Raw genomic sequence first — 22170 nt, 5'->3', positions numbered from 1 at the left:
CATTTATTTTAGCATTTTGTCTTTATACGCCAAAATTATAACCTGGATAAATCCAAGTTGTTTTAACGTTCATTGTATACTTAGCAGTTTTTAAATCTTTATTTAGCTTTATCTCACCTTTTTCAAAACGTATGTTGAACGATTCTATGAATTTAGGTTCGTACCAGTCTTCTCTATCTGCAAACCAAGACTTTTTAAAATCTTCAACCTTTCCTTTCTCTTCTCTTTTTGTCATTTTACCCTTCAAGAATGCTTCTTCGGTATCAAAATCATCTACTTTTAAATTTGAATAATCAAAAGTTAGATTGTATTCCAAAATACCTTCAAAGTTTTTAAAATTTCCAGATAATACTTCCATGTTTTGTGCCGACATCATCGACCAAACAAACAATACGGATAACACTAATTTTTTCATGGGCTTTATTTATTTTTTTATGTAAAAACTTACAAGTAAAATTTATAATTAATGTTAATTTTTAATAAAAAAGATTCATTATTTTTTATATCGTACACTGTCTTTGATGCTGATTAACTTTGAATTATATTTGCAGATTAATTGCGAGCGCGTGAGGGGTAGAAGCGGCATCCTTTTGTGAAGCGATAGCGGAACAAAAGATATAGTGGATAGCCCGACCCTTGTGGTCACGCCCATAAAATAGACATATACAAAGAATGAAACACATAAGAAATTTTTGCATTATTGCACACATTGACCACGGAAAAAGTACGCTTGCTGACCGGTTATTAGGGGCGACTCAAACGGTTACAGCACGTGAAGAAAAGGCTCAATTGCTAGACAATATGGACTTGGAACGCGAACGTGGGATTACCATAAAAAGTCACGCCATCCAAATGGAGTATACTTATAAAGGAGAAGAATACATCCTGAATTTAATTGATACACCAGGACACGTCGATTTTTCGTATGAGGTTTCTCGTTCGATTGCAGCTTGCGAAGGAGCGCTTTTGATTGTCGATGCAGCGCAAAGCATTCAAGCACAAACGATTTCGAATTTGTATTTGGCACTTGAAAATGACTTGGAAATTATTCCAGTTTTGAATAAAGTGGATTTACCATCTGCAAATCCTGATGAAGTAAGTGATGACATCATTGATTTGTTGGGTTGCGATTTAGAGGATATTATTCATGCATCAGGGAAAACTGGTTTTGGTGTCGAAAATATTTTGGCCGCTATAATTGAGAAAATTCCACCTCCAAAAGGGAATGTTGACGAACCTTTGCAAGCTTTAATTTTCGACTCACATTACAATCCGTTCCGTGGAATTGAAGTGATTTTCCGTGTGAAAAACGGACAAATTAAAAAAGGTCAGAAAATAAAATTCATGGCTACCGGAAACGAATATTTTGCGGATGAAATTGGGACATTAAAATTGAACCAAGTTCCCAAACAAGTTATTTCAGCGGGTGATGTGGGTTATTTGATTTCAGGAATTAAAGAAGCGAAAGAAGTAAAAGTTGGTGATACACTAACTGACGCAAAAACGCCAACTACTAATATAATTACTGGTTTTGAAGACGTGAAACCAATGGTTTTCGCGGGAATTTACCCTGTCGACACCGAAGATTATGAAGAGTTGAGAAACTCGATGGAAAAATTACAACTGAACGATGCTTCCTTGGTATTTTTACCAGAAAGTTCTGCAGCCTTAGGGTTTGGTTTTCGTTGTGGATTCTTAGGAATGTTACACATGGAAATTATCCAGGAACGTCTAGAACGTGAGTTCAACATGACGGTAATTACTACGGTTCCCAATGTTTCGTATAATGCGTTTACCAAAAAAGATCCTGAAACTGCACTAATCGTAAACAACCCTTCGGACTTGCCTGAACCTTCGCGTTTAGATCATGTTGAAGAGCCTTTTATTAAAGCTACCATTATTACAAAATCGGATTATGTTGGAAATGTAATGAGTTTGTGTATCGAAAAACGTGGACAAATTACGAATCAAACTTACTTGACTACAGAACGTGTTGAATTGACTTTTGACATGCCTTTGGCCGAGATTGTATTCGATTTTTATGACCGTTTGAAAACCGTTTCTAAAGGATATGCTTCTTTTGATTATTCGCCTATTGGAATGCGAACTTCTAATTTGGTTAAAGTAGACATCTTATTGAATGCAACAATTGTAGATGCTTTATCTTCCTTGATGCACGTTGACAATGCCTATACTATTGGTAAAAAAATGTGTGAGAAATTGAAAGAATTAATTCCTCGTCAACAGTTTGATATTCCTGTTCAAGCAGCAATTGGAGTAAAAGTAATTTCGCGTGAAACCATAAAAGCTTTACGTAAAGACGTTACCGCCAAATGTTATGGTGGTGATATTTCTCGTAAACGTAAATTATTGGAGAAACAGAAAAAAGGTAAAAAACGGATGCGATTAGTGGGAAATGTAGAGATTCCGCAAGAAGCATTTATGGCGGTATTGAAGTTGAATGATTAATTGTTAGACTTTTAGATAATAGACGAATAGATAATAGATCAAAACCTGATGATGAAAATTGTCAGGTTTTTTTGTTTTATAAAAAGATTCAATCTTTTAGAAAATTTAAGGCATAGTATAATGAAAGAAAAAGAAGAGAAAAATCAAATTCCAAAAGAATATCAAGATTTAGTTATAGAGAGAATGGAAAAAGGAAAAGCAAATCCAAAAAGACTATTAAACTGGGACGAAGTTTCTAAAACGCTTTAAATTCAAAATCTATTTATCCTGCAACCATTCAAATAATCGAATTGCATCTTCTTTTTTAAATAACTGCGTCCCTTCGTTCATGGTTGCAGCAGAACCACAAGCAACTCCCCATCGTAACACGTCTTTTATACTTTTGTTTTGCGAAAGCGCCCAAACCATTCCTCCCACCATACTATCTCCAGCACCAACAGTACTTTTCTTTGCTACATTGGGAGCAGGAACATAGTCATAACTATCTTTTGTCACCATTACTGCACCTTGTGGACCAAGTGAAACCACCACTATTTCAGCACCACCGTCGGCAATAATTTGTTTGGCGGCATGATTTACTTGCTCGAGTTGCAGATGATCTACTCCTACTAACTTTGCCAGTTCACCCACATTGGGTTTAATTAAAAAAGCACCTGTTTTAATTACATTTTTCAAGGGTTCACCAGATGTATCAACAATTAATTTGGTTTTGGTTTCTTTAGCAATTTGAGCTATTTTTTGGTAAAAATCACCCGACAATCCTTCGTTCAAACTTCCACTCACAACTAGATATTTAGTTGTTGCGTTTCGAATACTATCCAATATTTCTTCACATTCCTTTTCAGTCAATTCACCTCCAGTAAAGCCAAAACGATATTGCGAATTGGTATTGTCATCTACTGCTATAAAACTTTCGCGCGTCATGGATTCAACAGGAATAACCTTAGAATCGATGGTTTCTTTTTTTAATAAATCTTCAAGCATTTTACCCGTATATCCACCGGAAGTAAAAACAGCCAGAGAACTGCCTCCTAATCTAGCAATCGCTTTAGATACATTAATTCCTCCTCCACCTGCATCATATCTTGGCGTAGAACATCGTAACTTTTGTTCAGGAACGAGTCCTCTTAAATGAGTGCTTTTGTCTATTGCAGGATTTACTGTAAGGCTAATAATATCGTAAGTTTTCATATTTTATTCCAATTTTTATTTATAGATGCCATAAAAATACTGATAATATAAAAGAGTCTAGTAAATCCTAATTTATATTTAACAGAAAACAGGGCTCTTCTTTGTACCTTTGCAATCTTAAAACTTTTTTTACCATTTATATCACGAACAAAATGAATTGTTCATTCCAATAGAAAACTATGATTGAAGATAAATCACCACAACGAACCAGCATTGCTCAACTAGGAGAGTTTGGATTAATAGAACATTTGACAAAAAGATTTGAAGTAAACCAAACTTCTACCTTAAAAGGAATTGGTGATGATGCCGCAGTTTTAGATTTCAAAGACAAAAAAGTCGTTATTTCTACTGATTTATTAGTCGAAGGAGTCCATTTTGATCTGGCATATATGCCATTGAGGCATTTGGGATACAAAGCAGTTGTTGTTAATGTTTCTGATATTTGTGCCATGAATGCTAAAGCGACACAAATTACAGTTTCAATTGCAGTTTCCAATCGTTTCCCACTAGAAGCATTAGACGAATTATTTGACGGCATAGCGCTTGCCGCCAATGAATATAAGGTCGATGTAATTGGAGGCGACACTACTTCCTCACAAAAAGGTATGATTATTAGCATTACTGTACTTGGTGAAGCAGATGAGGATGAAATTGTGTACAGAAATGGCGCTGGTCAAACCGACTTATTGGTTGTTACTGGAGATATTGGCGCAGCATACATGGGATTACAAGTATTGGAAAGAGAAAAACAAGTATTTAAGGTAAACCCCAATTCTCAACCTGATTTAGATGCCTATACCTATATAATTGAACGCCAATTAAAGCCAGAAGCCAGAAAAGATGTGCGTACCTTATTGCACGCATTAGAGATAAAACCAACAGCAATGATTGATATTTCGGATGGATTATCTTCAGAAATAATTCATTTGTGCAAACAATCTAGTGTAGGTTGTAATTTATATGAAGACAAATTGCCACTGGATCCTCAATTTATGAATGTTTGCGAAGAATTTGACCTAGATGCAACAACTGTAGCAATTAATGGTGGTGAAGATTATGAATTATTATTTACTATCAAAATGGAAGATTTTGATAAAATAAAAGGAAATCCAAATTTTACAATTATTGGGCATATGACTCAAGAAAGTGAAGGAATACATCTCGTGACTCGTGCCAATACCCGAATTCCTCTAAAAGCCCGAGGTTGGGATGCTATAAGTGAATAATAATTTTGACTAATAAAAACGGCTCCAAAAAATTGGAGCCGTTTTTATTTAATTCAAATTTGAGATTAGTATTAAAAGAGTAAACCTCTTTTTTTAGCTTCTCTCACTAGTTCAATATCACTATCATAAGGAATATCTAATTTTTCTTTAAGATTTAATTTCCTTTTTTCAATTGCTTCTATAGAAATTGGAATGTATTGTACAAGCTCTTTAGTTTTTGTGCCTTTTGAAATATGAAAAAGAATTTGTTTGTCAAAAAGATCCACTTCTATAGGTTTATGCAATTCCTGATCAATCATTTCTTGAATAGACTGACTATAATAAATCTCGTCATTAACAACTTTATTAAAACCTAATAACAATTCGTCAAAAGTTAAATCGTTTTTAATAACTAAGCCTCTTGGCTTTATGGTTTCAATAATGTTCTTTATTTTTAACAATTCCGTATACATAGTAAGCAAAATAATTTTGCAGTCAGGCATATATTGATTTAACAATTTAGCCAAATCTTCACCTGAGAACAATCCTTTTTCTTCATAAGATGGCATACTTATGTCTAAAAAGGCAATATCAAAAGCTGGAGTTGCCGGATTTGTAATAATTTCATAAGCCGATTTACAATCATTAGCTTGTTCAATTAAAAATTCAAACTCTGTTGGTTTGTATCTTGTAATGGCATTTTTGTACCCTTGAATAATAAATGGATGATCGTCAACAATTATAATGTTGTTTTTTATTATTGATTCGGCTCCGTGGTTAATTGTCATTTCCTTGTTTATTATTTTTTAGTTAAATTGGGACTGTAACCGTAATAATAGTTCCTTCTCCTATTTTTGATTTTATTTCAAATGTACCTTTACATTCAATTATTCTAGCTTGCATGTTTTGCAAGCCAATTCCTTTTTTGGCTTTATTTACATTAAATCCAATTCCATCATCACTTATTTTTAAGAATAAATTAGTTAAATCTTTTTTGAATTCAACCTTAATGCCATTTGCTTTGGCATATTTATTAATGTTTTGCAGTGATTCTTGAACAATTCTATATAAATTTATTTTGTTGGCATTACTTATTACTTCCCAATTAATATTCCTATCAATTGCTGAAAATAACGTTGAATGGTACGTCTTTTTTTGTTCTTCGAATAAATTGTCTATAATGGCGACGAAGTTATTAATTAATTCCGATTTTTCCCTATTCAAATCATGTGAAATTTCACGAATATCTTGTTCGATGTTTTTTAATTCATTTAAATAGCTCATTCTTTGTTTAGTAGCGGTTTCATCCTGAAAATTATTCAACCCATCCAAGTTCATTCGCACGCCAAACATTCGGCCCAAAACACCGTCATGCAACTCTTGAGCTACTCGTTTTTTCTCTTTTACCCTAATTGTTTCCACATCGTTTTGTTGGGAAATCATTAGATTGTAAATTTCTTCATTGGCTTTTTGCTGTTCTTGTTTATACAACAGCTCCCTATTTTTAGTTTTTTGGGCTTTGATGATATATAAAAACATCCCCAAAATCAAAATAGATCCAAATATATAGACTAAATTTCTGTTTTGCTCTGTTAAGGCAGAGTTCTCGTCTTTAATTGCTTCGGTTTCATATTCAATACGGGTGAATTTATCCGCAATGTTTCGATCTGTTTTTTGCAGGCTATCATTGATATGGATGTACTCTTTATTATATATAGATGCATTTTTTGAATCAATAATAGCCAATCGTTTTAAAGGCGCTAAAGCATTTCTATTGTTTTTGGAATTTCGTGCAGTTAATAGCGCTTCTTTTGAAAATTGTAATGCTTTAGAACTGTCATTTTTAGACGCAAAATATTCTGATAAATGAAGTTGACTAATAATAATTCCAATAGTCAAATGCAGATTTTCTCTTATTTCTAAGGATTCATAATATAAGTTTGGAAGTTCATTGGATATACCTAATTTAAATCGTGAATATCCCAAATTATCTAATAATAATGCATAAACAAAGGGTTTGTATAAAAGCAAATCTTTTTTATGTTTTAATCCATTTTGAAAATAGGGGATTGCTTTTTGATCTTGATTCAAGTTTTGATAGACCAAGCCCAAATTATTCATAGATGTAGCTTTCGATTGAATCTCAATAGGTACTGTGTCCTCATTTAAACTTAAGGCCATGTTATTATATTCAATGGCTTTGTCAAAATCTCCAAGTTCATTATAAAGCAATCCTAAAAGGTTATAGATTTCATATGTAATATTATTTGCTTTTTCATATTTCAACACCTTCAAAGCGTTGAGTGCTGAAATTTGACTTCCAGAAAAATCGCTTTCGTTATATTGCAACAAAGCTTTATTCAACCGTGTTTTAGACAGATTGTAATTATCATTTTTTAAAACATATATTTTTTCTGCTTTTTTATAATAACTAAAAGCGGTATCTGAAACGCCCTGTGAGCCATAATAATCACCTAAATAAGAATAGGCTTTTGCAGTACTCACTGTGTCTTTACTCCTCAATGCTTTATCTAAAACTATCAATGCGATTTTGCGATATTCAGTCCAATTGTTCAAGTTATAATAACGATTGGCTACTCGAAATAGATTTGCTCGTTGGATTGAATCGTTGGATTGATTCATGATTATCTCATACGCTTTCTTTATGTACTCTTTCCTTTTTTTAGTTGTGGCACTAAAATCATTGGCTTTAGACAAATAAGCAGATAGACTGTCTTCTTGTGGGGAAATGATTTGACTTTCGGTATTCTTTTTGGTACAACCAAAGAAAAAAATAAGCAGTAAGACTATTATGTAGAAAGTGTTTTTCAATTGCGGTTTTTAGAATAGCTTCAAAAATACTAAAATTAACCTATTGAAATAAAAAAAGGCTATCAAAAATTGATAGCCTTATTATTTTAATTAAAATAATTATATTTAAACCTATATTCTTAGTCTAGTCTTACACTTCCACCAGCTGCTCCTTGTCCTGCAAGATCTAATCTTACACTTCCACCAGCTGCTCCTTGACCTGCTAAATCCAATCTTACACTTCCACCTGCCGCTCCTTGACCTGCTAGTTCTAATCTTACACTTCCACCTGCTGCACCTTGTCCTGCAAGTTGAGAAGTAGTTGTTTCAGGTGTAGTAAAAGAAGTTAATATCATTACCATTGTAAATAATCCGAATGTTAAAATAGCTTTTTTCATAATAAATAGTTTTTTTAAGTTTTTATAAATTTGGGTTCTTATTATTGTTAATGTGATTAGCATTTATCACTGTATCACGGTCCAAAAGTATATAGGAACTCTCTATTTTTGTAGTAAAAATGGGGGTATATGGTAGAATGGGGTCGTTTGATAGTGAATGACCATCAAATCTGGGTGGATGGATTTTATTTAAATTTCCAAATAATTACCATTAGAGAAATCGGAGATAATAAGATCAACACTTGACTTATACGATTTGGAAAAAGGAAGTTTTGTAGTACTGTTTTTAATATAACATACTGCATTTCCGGTATGAATCCTGGAAATGTAATTGCAGTTTAGAATATAACTGTTATGAATTCTAACAAAAGGATACGACAATATTCCTTCAAAATGTTTCAACGTTTTGAAGGCTGTTACCATTTCCCCGTTGTTCAAATGAATGTCAGTTGAATTATTATCCGCTTGAAAATAACAAATATCTTTAGCATCTATATACCTATAATCTCCATAGGATTTGATACATAAAATTAGTGGTTGCTCAATGTTTGGATTTTGTTTTGTAACAAATTGTGTAGCAATCGTTTCAACCTCAGATTCTTGATCTTCTTCAAGTATAGGTTTTTTTACTTCAGAATATTCGTCTTCCGTATCGCCTTTTTTAAATTCTTTTAGGAAAGGATTATTCACTTCAGAGTATTCCTCTTCTGAAAAGACATTAAGAACTTCTTCTAGAATAGGAGTTCGCACCACATTATCTGCTATTTCTGAAACTACCGGATTATCTCCTTGATATACAGGATCTTTAGCTACGTAGATTTCGCTTTCGACTTTCGGATTTTGATGTTCAGCAGGAACAGCGTTTTTCACTACATAGACTTCATCTTCTGCAATCGCTTTTTTAATTTTTAAAAATGTTTTTATTAAATCAATGCGCTGAATCGGTTTTAATATATAATCAGACACTTCATATTGTATGGCTTCAAAAGCCAATTCTTTCTTTGAGGTTGTGATAATTATTTTAGGTATAATTTTCAAATAGCGATATAACTCATTGATTAGTGCCAATGATAGATTACTCTCTTTATCTGCTGGGTCAATTTCAAGAAAAATTATTTTTGGAGAAAGTTCTAATATAAGATTTAAACCGTCCGTATAGTTGTTAGCCGATGCCACAAAAGCAAGCTCTGAAAAACCATTAGCTATTGCTTTAGTTCTCAAAACACTTTCTTGATCATCATCAATAATAATGTACGGGTAATTCATCAATGTCTTATCCTGTTTTTAAGGCATAACATTAGACATTCGAAGTATACTACTTCAAAGCGGTAAGTAAAAAAAGGTAGTTTGGGGAAACTAATCAAACAAAAGCATTAAAATTCACATGAATACTCCTATTTAACGGCATAAAAATAAACATTTACATTACTTAGCACATAAGTTGTTAATATGTATTTACTAAATGTTAATACAAAAAATTTAACTGCAAATAAAACCGATAAAATGCAATAAATGAGCCGTTAACCATCAAAAATTAAAAGTTATATAAATTATATTTTGTTAATTAAAACTATTATCGTAATATTGCGATATGGGAATAACGAAGACAATTGGTTTCACAAAAGAGACAAACGACATGGCCGAAGTCCTAAAAGCATTAGGACATCCTGCACGATTGGCAATTATGCAGTTGCTCATGAAATCTAACTCATGTATTTGTGGAGATCTTGTAGAAGAACTACCCTTAGCTCAATCTACAGTATCGAAACATTTATCTGAATTGAAAAAAGCAGGTCTTATTAAAGGAACTATTACAGGAAAAAATTTATGCTATTGTATTGATGAAGTAGGATTTGAAAAAATAAAATATTTTTTCCAGAATGTAACTAAGCATTTAGATAAAAATAAAACAACTCTATTTCAAATGTTTTTCGAGAATATCAAGTAATTCAATGTTCATAATTTAAATTTAAAAAAAGATGAAATTATCACAAATAAAAAACATCCTAAAAACAGTTGAAGCCGTTAACTTTATATTGGATGACGGAACGGAAGTACCAGAACACTTTCATGTAACCGAAGTTGGTTTAATCACTAAAAACTTTATTGATTGCGGAGGAACAATTCGAAAGGAAACTGTAGTCAACTTTCAATTATGGAATGCAAATGATTTTGACCATCGTTTGAAACCTCAAAAATTAACTTCTATTATCGAATTGTCTGAAAAAGTTCTAGGAATAGAAGATTCCGAAATAGAAGTTGAATATCAAACACAAACAATCGGCAAATACGATTTAGATTTCAATGGGGAAGACTTTGTTTTGGTTAATAAACAAACCGCTTGTTTGGCTCAAGATCAATGTGGCATCCCTTCAGAAAAAATAAACGAACCAAGTTGCTGCACTCCAGGAGGAAGCTGTTGCTAATTTTTATATAAACTAATTACAAATGAACCTTACAAAAACAATCCTCTTTCCTGAAATTGAAAACTTAGCCATTACTTTCAACTTTGAAAGTATTGCAATAGAACGTAAAATCATATTGCAACCTCTAATTGATTTTATACAAAGCAAAACCAACCACAATCAAGAAATAAGACTCAACTTAATCTGCACCCACAATTCAAGAAGAAGTCATTTATCACAAGTTTGGGCACAAACTGCAGCAGCATTTTATGCTATAAAAAATGTATTTTGTTATTCTGGAGGAACAGAGGCAACAGCACTATTTCCTATGGCAGCCAAAACCTTGGCCAAACAAGGTTTTCAGATTAAAACCATAGCGGAAGGAAGTAATCCTGTATATGCGATAAAATATACTCAAAATTCACCTCCAATTATAGGTTTCTCAAAAACCTTTGACGATGATTTTAATCCACAAAGTGAATTTGCAGCAATTATGACTTGTTCGTCCGCTGATCAAGGCTGTCCGTTTATTCCAGGTGCCGAAAAACGGATTCCTATTACTTATGAAGACCCTAAAGCATTTGACAATACCCCACAACAAGCTGAAAAATATGAGGAACGCAGCTTACAAATTGCCACCGAAATGTTTTATGTATTCTCCCAAATAAAAAAATAATATGTCAGCAAATAATTGCAGTCCTGTTGTTGCAAGAAAAAAATTAAGTTTTCTCGACAGCTATCTAACACTTTGGATTTTCTTGACAATGGCGGTTGGAGTTTCAATAGGCTATTTCATCCCGTCGAGTGGTAATTTCATCAATTCTTTTTCGAGTGGTACCACAAATATTCCTTTGGCCATTGGATTAATATTAATGATGTATCCGCCATTGGCCAAAGTGAAATATGAACAAATGGGCGAGGTATTCAAAAACACCAAAGTCCTTGGCGCTTCCTTATTCCTCAACTGGATTGTTGGACCTATCTTAATGTTTGTATTGGCTTTACTTTTTTTAAATAACTATCCCGAATATATGATTGGAGTTATTCTAATCGGATTAGCGCGTTGTATTGCGATGGTGGTAGTTTGGAATGATCTCGCCGATGGAAACCGAGAATACGCAGCAGGTTTGATTGCCTTAAACAGTATTTTCCAAGTAGTACTTTACAGCATCTATGCTTACCTGTTTATAACCATTTTACCTCCTTATTTCGGCTATACTGGCTTTGAAGTCAACATCAGCATTGGACAAATCGCCGAAAGTGTGGGTATTTATTTAGGAATTCCTTTTGCACTCGGAATCATCACTCGATATGCACTAATTGAACTTAAAGGTTCAGAATGGTTTGAATCCAAATATGTTCCTTTTATTTCACCAATTACCTTAATCGCATTATTGTTTACCATTGTTTTAATGTTTAGTTTAAAAGGGGAATTAATCGTCCAAATTCCTTTCGATGTATTGCGAATTGCGCTTCCGTTAGTAATTTATTTTACGATAATGTTTGTCATTAGTTTCTTTATTGGGAAGTATTTTGGCGCCGATTACTCCAAAGCCACAGCCATTGCCTTTACAGCAACTGGAAACAACTTCGAATTAGCTATTGCAGTTTCTATTGGTGTATTTGGTATTAATTCGGGGCAAGCTTTTGCGGGTGTTATTGGTCCATTAGTAGAAGTACCTGCACTAATTGCTTTGGTAAACGTAGCTTTTTGGTTTAGAAAAAAATATTATACTAAAAATATTTGATTTTTAAATAAAGTGAGAATAATTAGAAATATATTTAATGCTAAATTCAGATAAAAATGAAAAAAACATATCTATTATTCTGCATAATGGTTTCGGCTTTAGTCTTTTGTCAAGAAACAATAACTGACAAACCCACAGAAACCACAATTTTTGACAGAAAACATGAATTAAAAGTAGGTGCAGTAAAACTTCTTGCTGGACCAATCCTTGAAGTTACTTATGAATACATTTACTCTAAAAACTTTACCTATGGTAGTTCGATTTTAGTAAATCTTAGCAAAAACAGTGATTATCCCGAAGATTTTTCAGTAACTCCATTTGCTCGTTTTTATTTCCAAGAAACAAAAGAATATGGTGCCAAAGGATTTTTTGTAGAAGGATTTGCGAAATATTTTGCAGGAAATAACAATATTAATTATTATTCTACTAATGAAAAATACAGTGCAGGAGCTTTAGGTTTAGCTTTAGGAAAAAAATGGATCAATTCCTCTGGTTTTGTATTCGAAACTTTAATTGGTTTTGGCAGAACTCTAGGCGGAAACATAAACACTCCAGAAGCTGTTTTCAGGGGCGATTTATTTCTCGGATATAGATTCTAAAACAAAAAAAGCTTCTCAATCGAGAAGCTTTTTTTATAACTTGTTAAGCGATTAACCTTTTATCTACATTTTCATCAACCAATTTTTCATCGAAACTTCATTTTCGATAATGGATTTCAAATCTACAATAGCTACGCGGTCTTGTTTCATTGTATCTCTATGACGAATCGTTACCGTTTGGTCTTCGATAGTTTGATGATCAACAGTTATACAAAAAGGAGTTCCCAATGCATCTTGTCTTCTGTAACGTCTTCCTACAGCATCTTTTTCATCATAAGTCACACTGAAATCCCAACGCAAATCATCGATGATTTTGTGTGCGATTTCTGGCAAGCCATCTTTTTTAACTAAAGGAAAAATTGCTGCTTTAGTAGGAGCTAAAACGGCTGGCAATTTCAATACCGTTCTAGTAGATCCATCTTCAAGCGTTTCTTCTTTTAATGACGTAGCGAAAACTGCTAAGAACATTCTATCTAAACCAACTGATGTTTCTACCACATAAGGAACATAATTTTGATTCAATTCAGCATCAAAATATTGCAATTTTCTACCTGAAAATTCTTCATGTGCTTTTAAATCGAAATCAGTACGTGAGTGAATCCCTTCTAATTCTTTGAAACCGAAAGGAAAATTAAACTCAATATCAGCCGCTGCATTAGCATAATGGGCTAATTTTTCGTGATCATGAAAACGATAATTGTCTTTTCCTAAACCTAGTGATAAATGCCAGTTCAAACGAGCTGTTTTCCAGTGTTCGTACCAATGCATTTCATCTCCTGGACGCACAAAAAATTGCATTTCCATTTGTTCGAATTCCCGCATACGAAAAATGAATTGCCTGGCAACAATTTCATTTCTAAAGGCTTTTCCAGTTTGTGCAATACCAAAGGGAACTTTCATTCTACCTGATTTTTGAACATTTAAGAAATTTACAAAAATTCCTTGAGCAGTTTCTGGACGCAAGTATAAATCCATTGCTGTATCTGCAGAAGCACCTAATTTTGTTCCGAACATCAAATTAAATTGACGCACTTCGGTCCAATTACGTGATCCCGAATCAGGACAAGCAATTTCCAACTCTTCGATTAATGCTTTTACATCTTCTAAATCTCCAGCACCTAAAGAACGCGCCATTCTTTCTAGAATTTCTCTTTCTTTAGCCAAATATTCTACAACTCGAGCATTGGTTGTAATAAATTCATGTTCGTTAAAAGTATCACCAAAACGAACTTTCGCTTTTTCGATTTCTTTTTTAGCTTTTAGATTTAACTTTTCAGCATAATCTTCGATCAAAACGTCGGCTCTGTATCGCTTTTTTGAATCTTTGTTATCTATTAATGGATCATTGAAGGCGTCTACGTGACCTGAAGCTTTCCAAGTAGTTGGGTGCATCAATATTGCCGCGTCAAGACCAACGATGTTATCGTTCATTTGAACCATTGATTTCCACCAATATTCCCGTATGTTCTTTTTTAATTCGACTCCGTTTTGTGCATAATCATAAACCGCACTTAAACCATCGTAAATTTCGCTAGACGGAAAAATAAATCCGTATTCCTTCGCGTGCGAAATTACATTTTTAAATAAATCTTCTTGTTTTGCCATAGTGGTGCAAAAATATAAAAAGTGAACTTAAAAAAAAGGTTCTGATGTATATTTTGTGAAACATTCTGTATTTAAAATTTCAACCATTAAGATATTTAAGATTTATTAAGGGTTTAAGATTAATGGATTCTTACATATCTTAATGGATTTAAAATAAACGACATCTAAGAGTAATTTAATAACGATTGAATCATTGATTTACTTATTTTTATGACTAAAATCGACTTCGTATGTTCAAATCCATTATCAATTTATTTTATCCACCAGTTTGTGCCGGTTGTCATTCGCTTTTATTATCGAATGAAAATGTGATTTGTACAGTTTGCAGACACAATATTCCGCTGACTAATCATCATTTGAATCCAGAAAACGAAGCTTTCAAAAAATTTTATGGCCGAATTCCTGTAGAATTTACTTCTGCAATGTTGTATTTCCATAAAAAAGGGATTGTTCAAGAATTGATTCACAATTTGAAATACAAAGGTCATGAAGAAATTGGAACTGTTTTGGGAGAATGGTATGCAGCCGATTTGATTAATTCGACAATAATAAATTCAATAGATGAAATAATTCCTGTGCCTTTGCACAAACGAAAACTCAGGGAAAGAGGCTATAATCAGGTTACGGATTTTGGATTAGCACTTTCTAACGGTTTGAATATTCCATACAATCCAACTATAGTTGTTCGGAATATTTACTCGAAAACGCAATCCAAGAAAAACTTATTGAACAGAAGTGAAGGAATCGACACCATTTTTGATGTTTCATTTACAGAAAAAGACCATAACAAACATTTCTTGTTGATTGATGATGTAATTACGACAGGTTCTACTTTAGAAGCTTGTTCGCATGCTCTACTTAAAATTCCTGGCGCAAAAATCAGTATTGTTTGTATGGCAATGGCGCATTCTTGATTTATTATTTTTGACTGATGTATGTTTTGAAATACCCGCATTCATTGACCACCTCTTGATAGTATTTTGTATCTGAATAGTTGGCTTTTAATTTTTTAAATCCATCCCAAGCTAAAAAATTGATTTTGTCATCGGTAATTTTCCAACAATTGGCATTGGTTATCAACTTGTATTTTACATTATAATACTCATTTCTTTCACATTTGGCAATCATGTAATAGCATTTGGCTTTTTGCTCTCGGTTTGTAGTAGCTTCTAGAGCCATTTTATAATACATTTTTGCCAGCGAACAATCCGTAACCATAGCTCTAATTGGATCTCTAAAATCATACGGGCTGTATCCATATCCATTAATATTAGTTTCGTGAAATATTCTTGCATTACCAAAATGGGTAATGTTGTAAAATGCATTACCGAGCAATAATGAATTGCTATAAACCTCTTCTCCATTGGAAATATTGTCTTGCATTATTTTTAATGTATTCAAGAAATCTATTTTCGAATATTTCTTTTTTTGAATAACAGCGTGTTCACAATCGTGGCAATCTTTGATATATCCGTTGAATGGATTTCCATAAAATTTCACGTTTTGCAAGTCCTCTGTTTTTTGCATAAACGCAATTGCTTCGGGTATTTTATTGGCAAATGTAGCAGCTACAGCTTGATAATTATTGATATCCACTAAATTGACATTATAAACACTAACTCCAATTTTTTCTATTGCAGTTTTGTTGTTTTTAGCCAAAAATGTTTTCATTGCTTCTAATTTCTTTTCATTATCATAAAAGCTGTTGTCTCTAACAAACAATTCGGCCAAAACTTCATTTTTTTGAGATTTGTATAATGCTGACAAATAATTTTTACTCCAAGTTGTGGCATTTTCGTATCGTAAATTTTCAATGTTCAATTTTGGCAACTCATCATACAACCAAGTCAAATCTTTTAAAATTGTTTTTTCGTTATTGGAATCTATTTGGTCTATTTTACTCAAATTATTTACGAATCGCAGCAAACGAACTTGACTGATTGCTAATGATGTTTGTGGCATTTTGCTTTCGGCATTATCAAAATTAACTTCGGCTTGTTTAATATTACCATTTAAGGTTTCTAAATATCCCGCAGCCACATTCCACAAATAAGGTTTCGCCGTTTGGTTTGATTGTGCAATTTTCAAAACTAAATTGATACTCGATTTAGAAATACTGTCTTTGGTTCTTTTTTTGTATTCAAGAACGGAATTTTGCTTGAACGAATGGTCTATTTTATTTTCTTGGTTATTGATTAATCGGGTCAATAAATAATCAAGATGCTCGCTTTTAGGCTGTATTTTGTAGATTTCGGCAATGGCTTGTTCTTCATCTGTATAATAGCCTTGAATGGCCCAAAGAGCGGCTTTTTCTTCGTCAGATTTAGCCATATTCAACGATTCCTTCCAGTCTTTTTCCTCTTGTGGATGAAAACTATACGCAGAAACTACTCGTAAACTTGGGCATTTGTCAAAAACCTGACTGTATAAATAATTGGATTTGGCAAAATGCTTTTGTTGGTATTCAATTCCTGCTTGATAAGCAAGAGCTCTATAATATAAGGTGTTTTTGGGAGTGTCTTTTTGAGTATTGTAAAAAAAGGCAGTACCAAATTCTGGAGTAGTACTGTAAAAACTAGTTTTAATTACAAGAAACCAATACCTGTTCTTCAAAAATGGATCATTGGTTGCGGCATATTTTTTTTCCATGGATTTTATCCAATTCAAGTTGGTCAAAACTGCTGGTTTAACAATTGCGTCATAATTCCAAGAATCGTATTTCTGGGTTGAAAAGTGTTCAACTTCCTGTACATCTTTTAAAAATAGTATAAAATCTTTCGTTTTTGAATCATTCAATTTTATTTTATTTTTCCATTTCACCGAAAATTTATTTGTCTTTTTATATTTGAAAAAGGCAGTTAGTCCCTTAACATCAGCACTACTTGAATCGGTTAAGAAAAACGTCAAGTCCTTTGCAGGTATATTATCACCCAAAAAAGTGGTCCAGTCGGCACTATTTTCGTCATTGAATCTTGTGGTGTGTTCGGTGTCAAATCCAATCCCGTAAAATACTTCTTGAGATAGGAAAAGTGGCGAATAGGATTTATCGACAAATGTTTCTGGGGCAAAATTAGAATCAAAAAACCATCCCCAATCTTCGCCTCCACCGCATGCAAAAATTACTCCATAAACAAAAAGAAGAATCGTACTAAAACCGAGCAGTAACTTTCTCAAAAAGGTCTTTTTCATAGTTTTTTATATTAAATTCATCTAAATCATAAAAAATAATTTCTATTGGGGTTTTCGCTAAATTATCTTCTAAATCGTTCGCCATTTCCAGTAGATCATTTTTTGAAATTCTTTCTAATTTTAGTAAATCCCCTTTTTTATAATAGGTTCCACTTTTGTAATTGGATTTTGTAACTTTTATCCAATTTTTGTTTGCAAGTTTAAAATTAGGATTATTTTCAAAATTGAGACTGTTCGTTTTATTAATTAAACCAATGACTTTTGCATCACGAATATGTACTGCCCATGAATAGATTGGCAAAGCAATACTGAGTGGCAAAGGATATTTTTTTAAACTTGTCAAATACCGTTTGGCAATAGTTCTATCGTAAATAGAATGGAGTGAATCGGAGGCGATTTTCCCCATATTGTAATACATTAAAACGCCTTTGTCAACATTTGGAATTTTAGTTTTTTGGAAATATTTTATTTGATGTAAACGGATTGTCGCTGATAATTTTTTTTTCGAAATTTTCTTGAAGCAATCAATAAATTTTAGATAATTATCTCGACTTGAGAGTGTCCAATCACAATCAATTTGAATTTCTTGGCAATCAATTTGGTTTTTGGTATTAATTTGTTCTATAAAATTATTGGTTTTTTGGGCCAAATCCAAAATATTCAGGTCTTTATTAAGAAACACCTTGTTCTTGATGTAAACTACTGGAACTATCGTGAAATTGGTTGGATTTTCTGCAAACCGTATGGGACTTTGAGGAAAAGCTTGCTTCTGTTTGGCGTTCCAATTAATGTCAAAATAGCGAATATAGAGTTTCTTGACTTGATTGTCATCGAGAATTTTTTTCTCCGATGGCGCTAATTTGAAGATGGTTTTCCAATAATAAAAAGCAATCATTGGTTTTTCCTGTTGATGGCAAGAAGTCAACAGGATAAACAAAACACAAAAAAAGAGACTATTTTTCAAGGATAAAATATTGAGAATTTCTAATCAAAAGTAGATTTTTTTATGGTTAATCGAGCATTTTTTAGCCCTGATAGTAGCGGCATCCCACGCTTTTTTTGCGTGGATACAGCGAATAGCAGGAAAAAGCTCCTTCTTTCGACAAGCTCAGGATGACAAAACGGAATATATATTTATATTTAAAAGATTTCATTTACAGCTAATATAATTGTTATTTTGTACCATCATAAATTATGACTCATTATGTTGAAAAACAACTTTAAATATAGTGTACTTCTACTCGTTATTATAATGATTAGTTGTGCCAAAAGAGGCAGTATTACTGGAGGATTGAAAGACACCTTGGCTCCTGTTTTGAAAATAAGTTTACCAAAAAATTTTAGCACCGGTTTTAAAGAAAAAGAAATAAAATTGACTTTTGACGAATACATCAAGCTGAAAGATTTAAATAAACAATTGATTATATCGCCTCCAATGAAGTACGAACCACTTATTTCGCCTACATCAGTAAGTAAATATATCAGTATTAAAATTAAAGATACTTTACAACCCAACACTACTTATAGCATCAACTTTGGACAAAGTATTACTGACAACAATGAAGGGAATGCATTGAATCAGTTTAAATATGTATTTTCAACAGGGACTTTTATAGATTCATTGACCCTTAGTGGAAGCGTGAAAGATGCCTATAATAAAGAAGTGGAATCCTTTGTATCGATAATGCTTTATGAAGTGAATGACACTTTTAATGATTCTGTGGTATATAAAGAGAATCCAAGATATATTACCAATACTTTAGATAGTATGAAAACTTTTAAATTAGAGAATTTAAAAGCTGGGAAATATCTTTTGGTAGCAATGAAAGATTATAATAACAATAATAAATTCAATTCAAATAAAGATAAAATTGGTTTTAAGAAACAATTTATCACCATTCCGACGGACAGTGTTCAAGAAGTAAAATTATTTAAAGAAACACCTCCATTTAAAGCATTCAGACCAATTCAAGCATCAGAAAACCGATTGCTATTGCCTTATGAAGGAAAAGCTAAAGAATATAAAATTGCATTAAAAAAAGGCGATTCAATTGTTCCTACAATAGTTACAAAATTTCCCAAAAAAGATTCCTTACAAGTGTGGTTTAAACCCTTAAAGGCTGATACCTTATCCTTGGCGGTGACTCAAAAAAACTATTTAAAAGATTTTCGTTTTAAATTAAAAAAACAGAAAAAAGACAGTTTGAATATCAGTGCAACACAAAATGGAGACTTAAATTTAAAAGATCATTTTTCATTGCAAAGTGCTACTCCATTAGTACGATTTGATAATTCGAAAATTAAACTCATCAATAAAGATTCAGTCACTGTAGCTTTCACAACCAAATACGATGAATTCAACCAAGAATTGTTTTTTGACTTCAAGGTAGCTCCTTCGGAAAAATACACCTTCAATGTTATGCCTGGTGCTTTTACCGATTTGTTCGAAAAATCGAATGACACGCTTGTTTTCAAAACAAGTACAAAATCTATTGAAGATTATGGAACGCTAAAAGTAAGCTTGCAAAATGTAAAACATTTTCCTGTTATTGTTGAACTCACTGACGATAAAGGAGCCATGATTGCATCCCAATATTCCGAGGAAAATTCTAATTTAGATTTCATGTATTTGGATCCAGGTCTATTTTCATTACGATTAATTTATGACGACAATAAAAACAAGGAATGGGATTCAGGTAATTATTTAGAAAAACTACAAGCGGAAGAAGTGGTCTATTTTTCAAAAATTATTGATGTTCGTGCTAACTGGGATGTGGAACAGGTTTTTGATGTGAGCCTTCCCTACATTCCCGAAGTAAAAAAGAAAGAACCCAAAAAAGAAAAACCCAAATCAATTCGATACTAACTCAAAGGAATCTCTATCGTTTAGAAAACCAAGTTTATTTCTGGTTTTTTCTAATGCTTGTTTGTTTAATTCAACTATAAAAGCACCTTCGTTTTCTTGGGGTTCCAAAAGGTAATTTCCAAGAAAATCGACTGCCTGAGAATGGCCGTTGTATTCGAAATTGTTATCATCAAAACCAACTCTATTTACACCAATGGTATAACAAATATTTTCGACGGAACGTGCTTTTAGCAAAATATCCCAAGCATTGATTCTTGCTTTTGGCCAGTTGGCAACATAAAGTAGCACATCATAATTTTTGGTGTTTCGGGAAAAAACGGGGAAGCGCAAGTCATAACAAATCAACGGGCAAATTTTCCAACCTTTATAGTCTACAATTAATTTATGATTTCCAGAAGTATAGCATTCATTTTCATAAGCCAGCGAAAACAAATGCCGTTTGTCGAAGACCTCAATTTCTCCTGAAGGAAAAACAAACACTAATCTATTATAGAAATTATTGTTTTCTTTAATCACTAAACTTCCTGTAATTGCGCTATTCTTGGCTTTGGCTATTGATTGTAACCACTGAATAGTTTCCCCTTCCATTGTTTCGAAAACAATCTCGGGATTCATTGTAAAGCCCGTCGAGAACATTTCAGGAAGGACAATCAAATCTACTTTTTCAGTGATAGCATTGATTTTTTCTTCGAAATGGTTTCGGTTGGCTTTTGGGTTTTCCCAGATTAAGGAAGATTGGATTAAGGCGATTTTCATATTATAAAATTAGTGAAAAATGGCACACGGATGACACAGATGGAACGGATTAACACGGATTTTTTTAAAAGGTTAAACAAAAAAACGCATCCAAATTAATGAATGCGTTTTTACTTTTGCCTTTTCGCTACTGCCTATAAACTATTATTTCAAACTTGCAGAAAGATATTCTCTGTTCATACGAGCAATAGTTTCTAAAGAAATTCCTTTTGGACACTCGATTTCGCAAGCGCCAGTATTGGTACAGTTACCAAAACCTTCTTCATCCATTTGACGAACCATATTCAGTACACGGTCTGTAGCTTCAATTCTTCCTTGTGGTAGCAAAGCGTATTGAGAAACTTTTGCTCCAACGAATAACATAGCAGAACCATTTTTACAAGTAGCTACACAAGCTCCACAACCAATACAAGACGCTGCTTCAAAAGCTTTGTCCGCATCTTGTTTGTTAATTGGAGTTGCATTAGCATCGATAGTATTCCCGGAAGTATTTACCGAAACAAAACCTCCCGCTTGTTGAATTCTATCAAATGAAGTTCTGTCTACAATTAAATCCTTAATTACTGGAAAAGCAACTGAACGCCATGGTTCGATAACAATTGTATCTCCGTCATTGAACATTCGCATGTGCAATTGACAAGTAGTGATTCCAGTATCTGGTCCGTGTGCACGTCCGTTGATGTATAAAGAACACATCCCGCAAATTCCTTCACGACAATCGTGGTCAAATGCAATTGGTTCTTTTCTTTCGTTTACTAATTGTTCGTTTAATTGGTCTAACATTTCTAAAAATGAACTTGCCGTAGAGACATCGTTCAATTTGTATGTTTCCATTTTTCCTTTTGCTTTGGAGTTTTTCTGACGCCAAATCTGAAGGCTTATATTGATGTTTTTTGCTGCACTCATTTGTTTAGGCATTAGCCAATAG

The 22170-nt window shown here is 32.9% G+C and carries 21 protein-coding genes; 10 read left to right on the top strand and 11 right to left on the bottom strand.

Annotation, left to right across the window (positions count from 1 at the left end):
• Positions 1 to 22: 22 nt before the first annotated feature.
• The gene (locus tag E0F76_RS03895) at positions 23 to 415 is read right to left on the bottom strand and encodes a hypothetical protein (RefSeq protein WP_132001590.1); all 393 of its coding nucleotides are present in this window, start codon (positions 413 to 415) and stop codon (positions 23 to 25) included.
• A 257-nt stretch (positions 416 to 672) separates the two neighbouring features.
• Between E0F76_RS03895 and lepA the strand changes: the two genes are divergently transcribed.
• Both lepA and E0F76_RS19830 read left to right on the top strand, forming a co-directional pair.
• Complete coding sequence (lepA, locus tag E0F76_RS03890; RefSeq protein WP_132001588.1) at positions 673 to 2469, top strand: translation elongation factor 4; 1797 nt, start codon at positions 673 to 675, stop codon at positions 2467 to 2469.
• Between the two features lie 120 nt (positions 2470 to 2589).
• Positions 2590 to 2718, top strand: a complete 129-nt coding sequence (locus E0F76_RS19830) for a hypothetical protein (RefSeq protein WP_281275264.1) — start codon at positions 2590 to 2592, stop codon at positions 2716 to 2718.
• A 9-nt stretch (positions 2719 to 2727) separates the two neighbouring features.
• On the opposite strand, the gene E0F76_RS03885 is transcribed toward E0F76_RS19830, so the two are convergent.
• Positions 2728 to 3660, bottom strand: a complete 933-nt coding sequence (locus E0F76_RS03885) for a 1-phosphofructokinase family hexose kinase (RefSeq protein ID WP_132001586.1) — start codon at positions 3658 to 3660, stop codon at positions 2728 to 2730.
• 179 nt (positions 3661 to 3839) lie between these two features.
• Between E0F76_RS03885 and thiL the strand changes: the two genes are divergently transcribed.
• Positions 3840 to 4886, top strand: a complete 1047-nt coding sequence (gene thiL, locus E0F76_RS03880) for a thiamine-phosphate kinase (protein ID WP_132001584.1) — start codon at positions 3840 to 3842, stop codon at positions 4884 to 4886.
• A gap of 71 nt (positions 4887 to 4957) precedes the next feature.
• On the opposite strand, the gene E0F76_RS03875 is transcribed toward thiL, so the two are convergent.
• The 4 genes from E0F76_RS03875 to E0F76_RS19545 all read right to left on the bottom strand — a co-directional run bounded on the left by E0F76_RS03875 (position 4958) and on the right by E0F76_RS19545 (position 9340).
• A complete protein-coding gene (locus E0F76_RS03875; protein ID WP_132001582.1) occupies positions 4958 to 5653 on the bottom strand; it encodes a response regulator in 696 nt (231 codons plus the stop codon).
• 22 nt (positions 5654 to 5675) lie between these two features.
• Positions 5676 to 7697 (bottom strand): tetratricopeptide repeat-containing sensor histidine kinase, encoded by a 2022-nt coding sequence (locus E0F76_RS03870; RefSeq protein ID WP_132001580.1) that lies wholly within the window; start codon positions 7695 to 7697, stop codon positions 5676 to 5678.
• A 119-nt stretch (positions 7698 to 7816) separates the two neighbouring features.
• The gene (locus E0F76_RS03865; RefSeq protein ID WP_132001578.1) at positions 7817 to 8074 is read right to left on the bottom strand and encodes a 3-oxoacyl-ACP reductase; all 258 of its coding nucleotides are present in this window, start codon (positions 8072 to 8074) and stop codon (positions 7817 to 7819) included.
• 189 nt (positions 8075 to 8263) lie between these two features.
• Entirely contained in the window at positions 8264 to 9340 is a 1077-nt protein-coding gene (locus E0F76_RS19545; RefSeq protein WP_246021973.1) for a LytR/AlgR family response regulator transcription factor, read from the bottom strand.
• Between the two features lie 325 nt (positions 9341 to 9665).
• Here E0F76_RS19545 and E0F76_RS03850 point away from each other — a divergent pair, with 325 nt between their 5' ends.
• Genes E0F76_RS03850 through E0F76_RS03830 form a run of 5 tightly spaced genes read left to right on the top strand, consistent with a single transcriptional unit; the run spans position 9666 to position 12826 of the window.
• Complete coding sequence (locus E0F76_RS03850; RefSeq protein WP_132001576.1) at positions 9666 to 10022, top strand: ArsR/SmtB family transcription factor; 357 nt, start codon at positions 9666 to 9668, stop codon at positions 10020 to 10022.
• A 31-nt stretch (positions 10023 to 10053) separates the two neighbouring features.
• Positions 10054 to 10500, top strand: coding sequence for a DUF6428 family protein (locus tag E0F76_RS03845; RefSeq protein WP_132001574.1), 447 nt, complete (start codon positions 10054 to 10056; stop codon positions 10498 to 10500).
• Positions 10501 to 10522: 22 nt separating this feature from the next.
• A complete protein-coding gene (locus tag E0F76_RS03840) occupies positions 10523 to 11155 on the top strand; it encodes an arsenate-mycothiol transferase ArsC (RefSeq protein WP_181954028.1) in 633 nt (210 codons plus the stop codon).
• A gap of 1 nt (position 11156) precedes the next feature.
• Entirely contained in the window at positions 11157 to 12227 is a 1071-nt protein-coding gene (gene arsB / locus E0F76_RS03835) for an ACR3 family arsenite efflux transporter (RefSeq protein WP_132001572.1), read from the top strand.
• 56 nt (positions 12228 to 12283) lie between these two features.
• Positions 12284 to 12826 carry a hypothetical protein gene (locus E0F76_RS03830; RefSeq protein ID WP_132001570.1) on the top strand — a complete coding sequence of 181 codons (543 nt, stop codon included), beginning with the start codon at positions 12284 to 12286 and terminating at the stop codon, positions 12824 to 12826.
• 63 nt (positions 12827 to 12889) lie between these two features.
• Here the strand turns inward: E0F76_RS03830 and E0F76_RS03825 are convergent, their stop codons facing one another.
• Positions 12890 to 14431, bottom strand: coding sequence for a glycine--tRNA ligase (locus E0F76_RS03825; protein ID WP_132001568.1), 1542 nt, complete (start codon positions 14429 to 14431; stop codon positions 12890 to 12892).
• 230 nt (positions 14432 to 14661) lie between these two features.
• Between E0F76_RS03825 and E0F76_RS03820 the strand changes: the two genes are divergently transcribed.
• Positions 14662 to 15345 carry a ComF family protein gene (locus E0F76_RS03820; RefSeq protein ID WP_132001566.1) on the top strand — a complete coding sequence of 228 codons (684 nt, stop codon included), beginning with the start codon at positions 14662 to 14664 and terminating at the stop codon, positions 15343 to 15345.
• Positions 15346 to 15349: 4 nt separating this feature from the next.
• Here the strand turns inward: E0F76_RS03820 and E0F76_RS03815 are convergent, their stop codons facing one another.
• Together E0F76_RS03815 and E0F76_RS03810 are read right to left on the bottom strand one after the other, a co-directional pair.
• Positions 15350 to 17620 (bottom strand): hypothetical protein, encoded by a 2271-nt coding sequence (locus E0F76_RS03815; RefSeq protein ID WP_132001564.1) that lies wholly within the window; start codon positions 17618 to 17620, stop codon positions 15350 to 15352.
• Positions 17580 to 18584 (bottom strand): hypothetical protein, encoded by a 1005-nt coding sequence (locus E0F76_RS03810; protein WP_132001562.1) that lies wholly within the window; start codon positions 18582 to 18584, stop codon positions 17580 to 17582. The genes E0F76_RS03815 and E0F76_RS03810 overlap by 41 nt, the downstream gene beginning before the upstream one ends.
• Positions 18585 to 18824: 240 nt before the next feature.
• Here E0F76_RS03810 and E0F76_RS03805 point away from each other — a divergent pair, with 240 nt between their 5' ends.
• Positions 18825 to 20486 (top strand): Ig-like domain-containing protein, encoded by a 1662-nt coding sequence (locus E0F76_RS03805; RefSeq protein ID WP_132001560.1) that lies wholly within the window; start codon positions 18825 to 18827, stop codon positions 20484 to 20486.
• On the opposite strand, the gene E0F76_RS03800 is transcribed toward E0F76_RS03805, so the two are convergent.
• Together E0F76_RS03800 and E0F76_RS03795 are read right to left on the bottom strand one after the other, a co-directional pair.
• A complete protein-coding gene (locus tag E0F76_RS03800; protein ID WP_132001558.1) occupies positions 20472 to 21242 on the bottom strand; it encodes an amidohydrolase in 771 nt (256 codons plus the stop codon). The genes E0F76_RS03805 and E0F76_RS03800 overlap by 15 nt on opposite strands.
• A gap of 144 nt (positions 21243 to 21386) precedes the next feature.
• The gene (locus tag E0F76_RS03795) at positions 21387 to 22148 is read right to left on the bottom strand and encodes a succinate dehydrogenase/fumarate reductase iron-sulfur subunit (protein WP_132001556.1); all 762 of its coding nucleotides are present in this window, start codon (positions 22146 to 22148) and stop codon (positions 21387 to 21389) included.
• Between the last annotated feature and the right edge of the window lie 22 nt (positions 22149 to 22170).

This window comes from Flavobacterium cellulosilyticum (assembly GCF_004349355.1).
GTDB classification, from domain to species: domain Bacteria; phylum Bacteroidota; class Bacteroidia; order Flavobacteriales; family Flavobacteriaceae; genus Flavobacterium; species Flavobacterium cellulosilyticum.
This window is presented reverse-complemented; position numbering and strand designations above follow the sequence as displayed.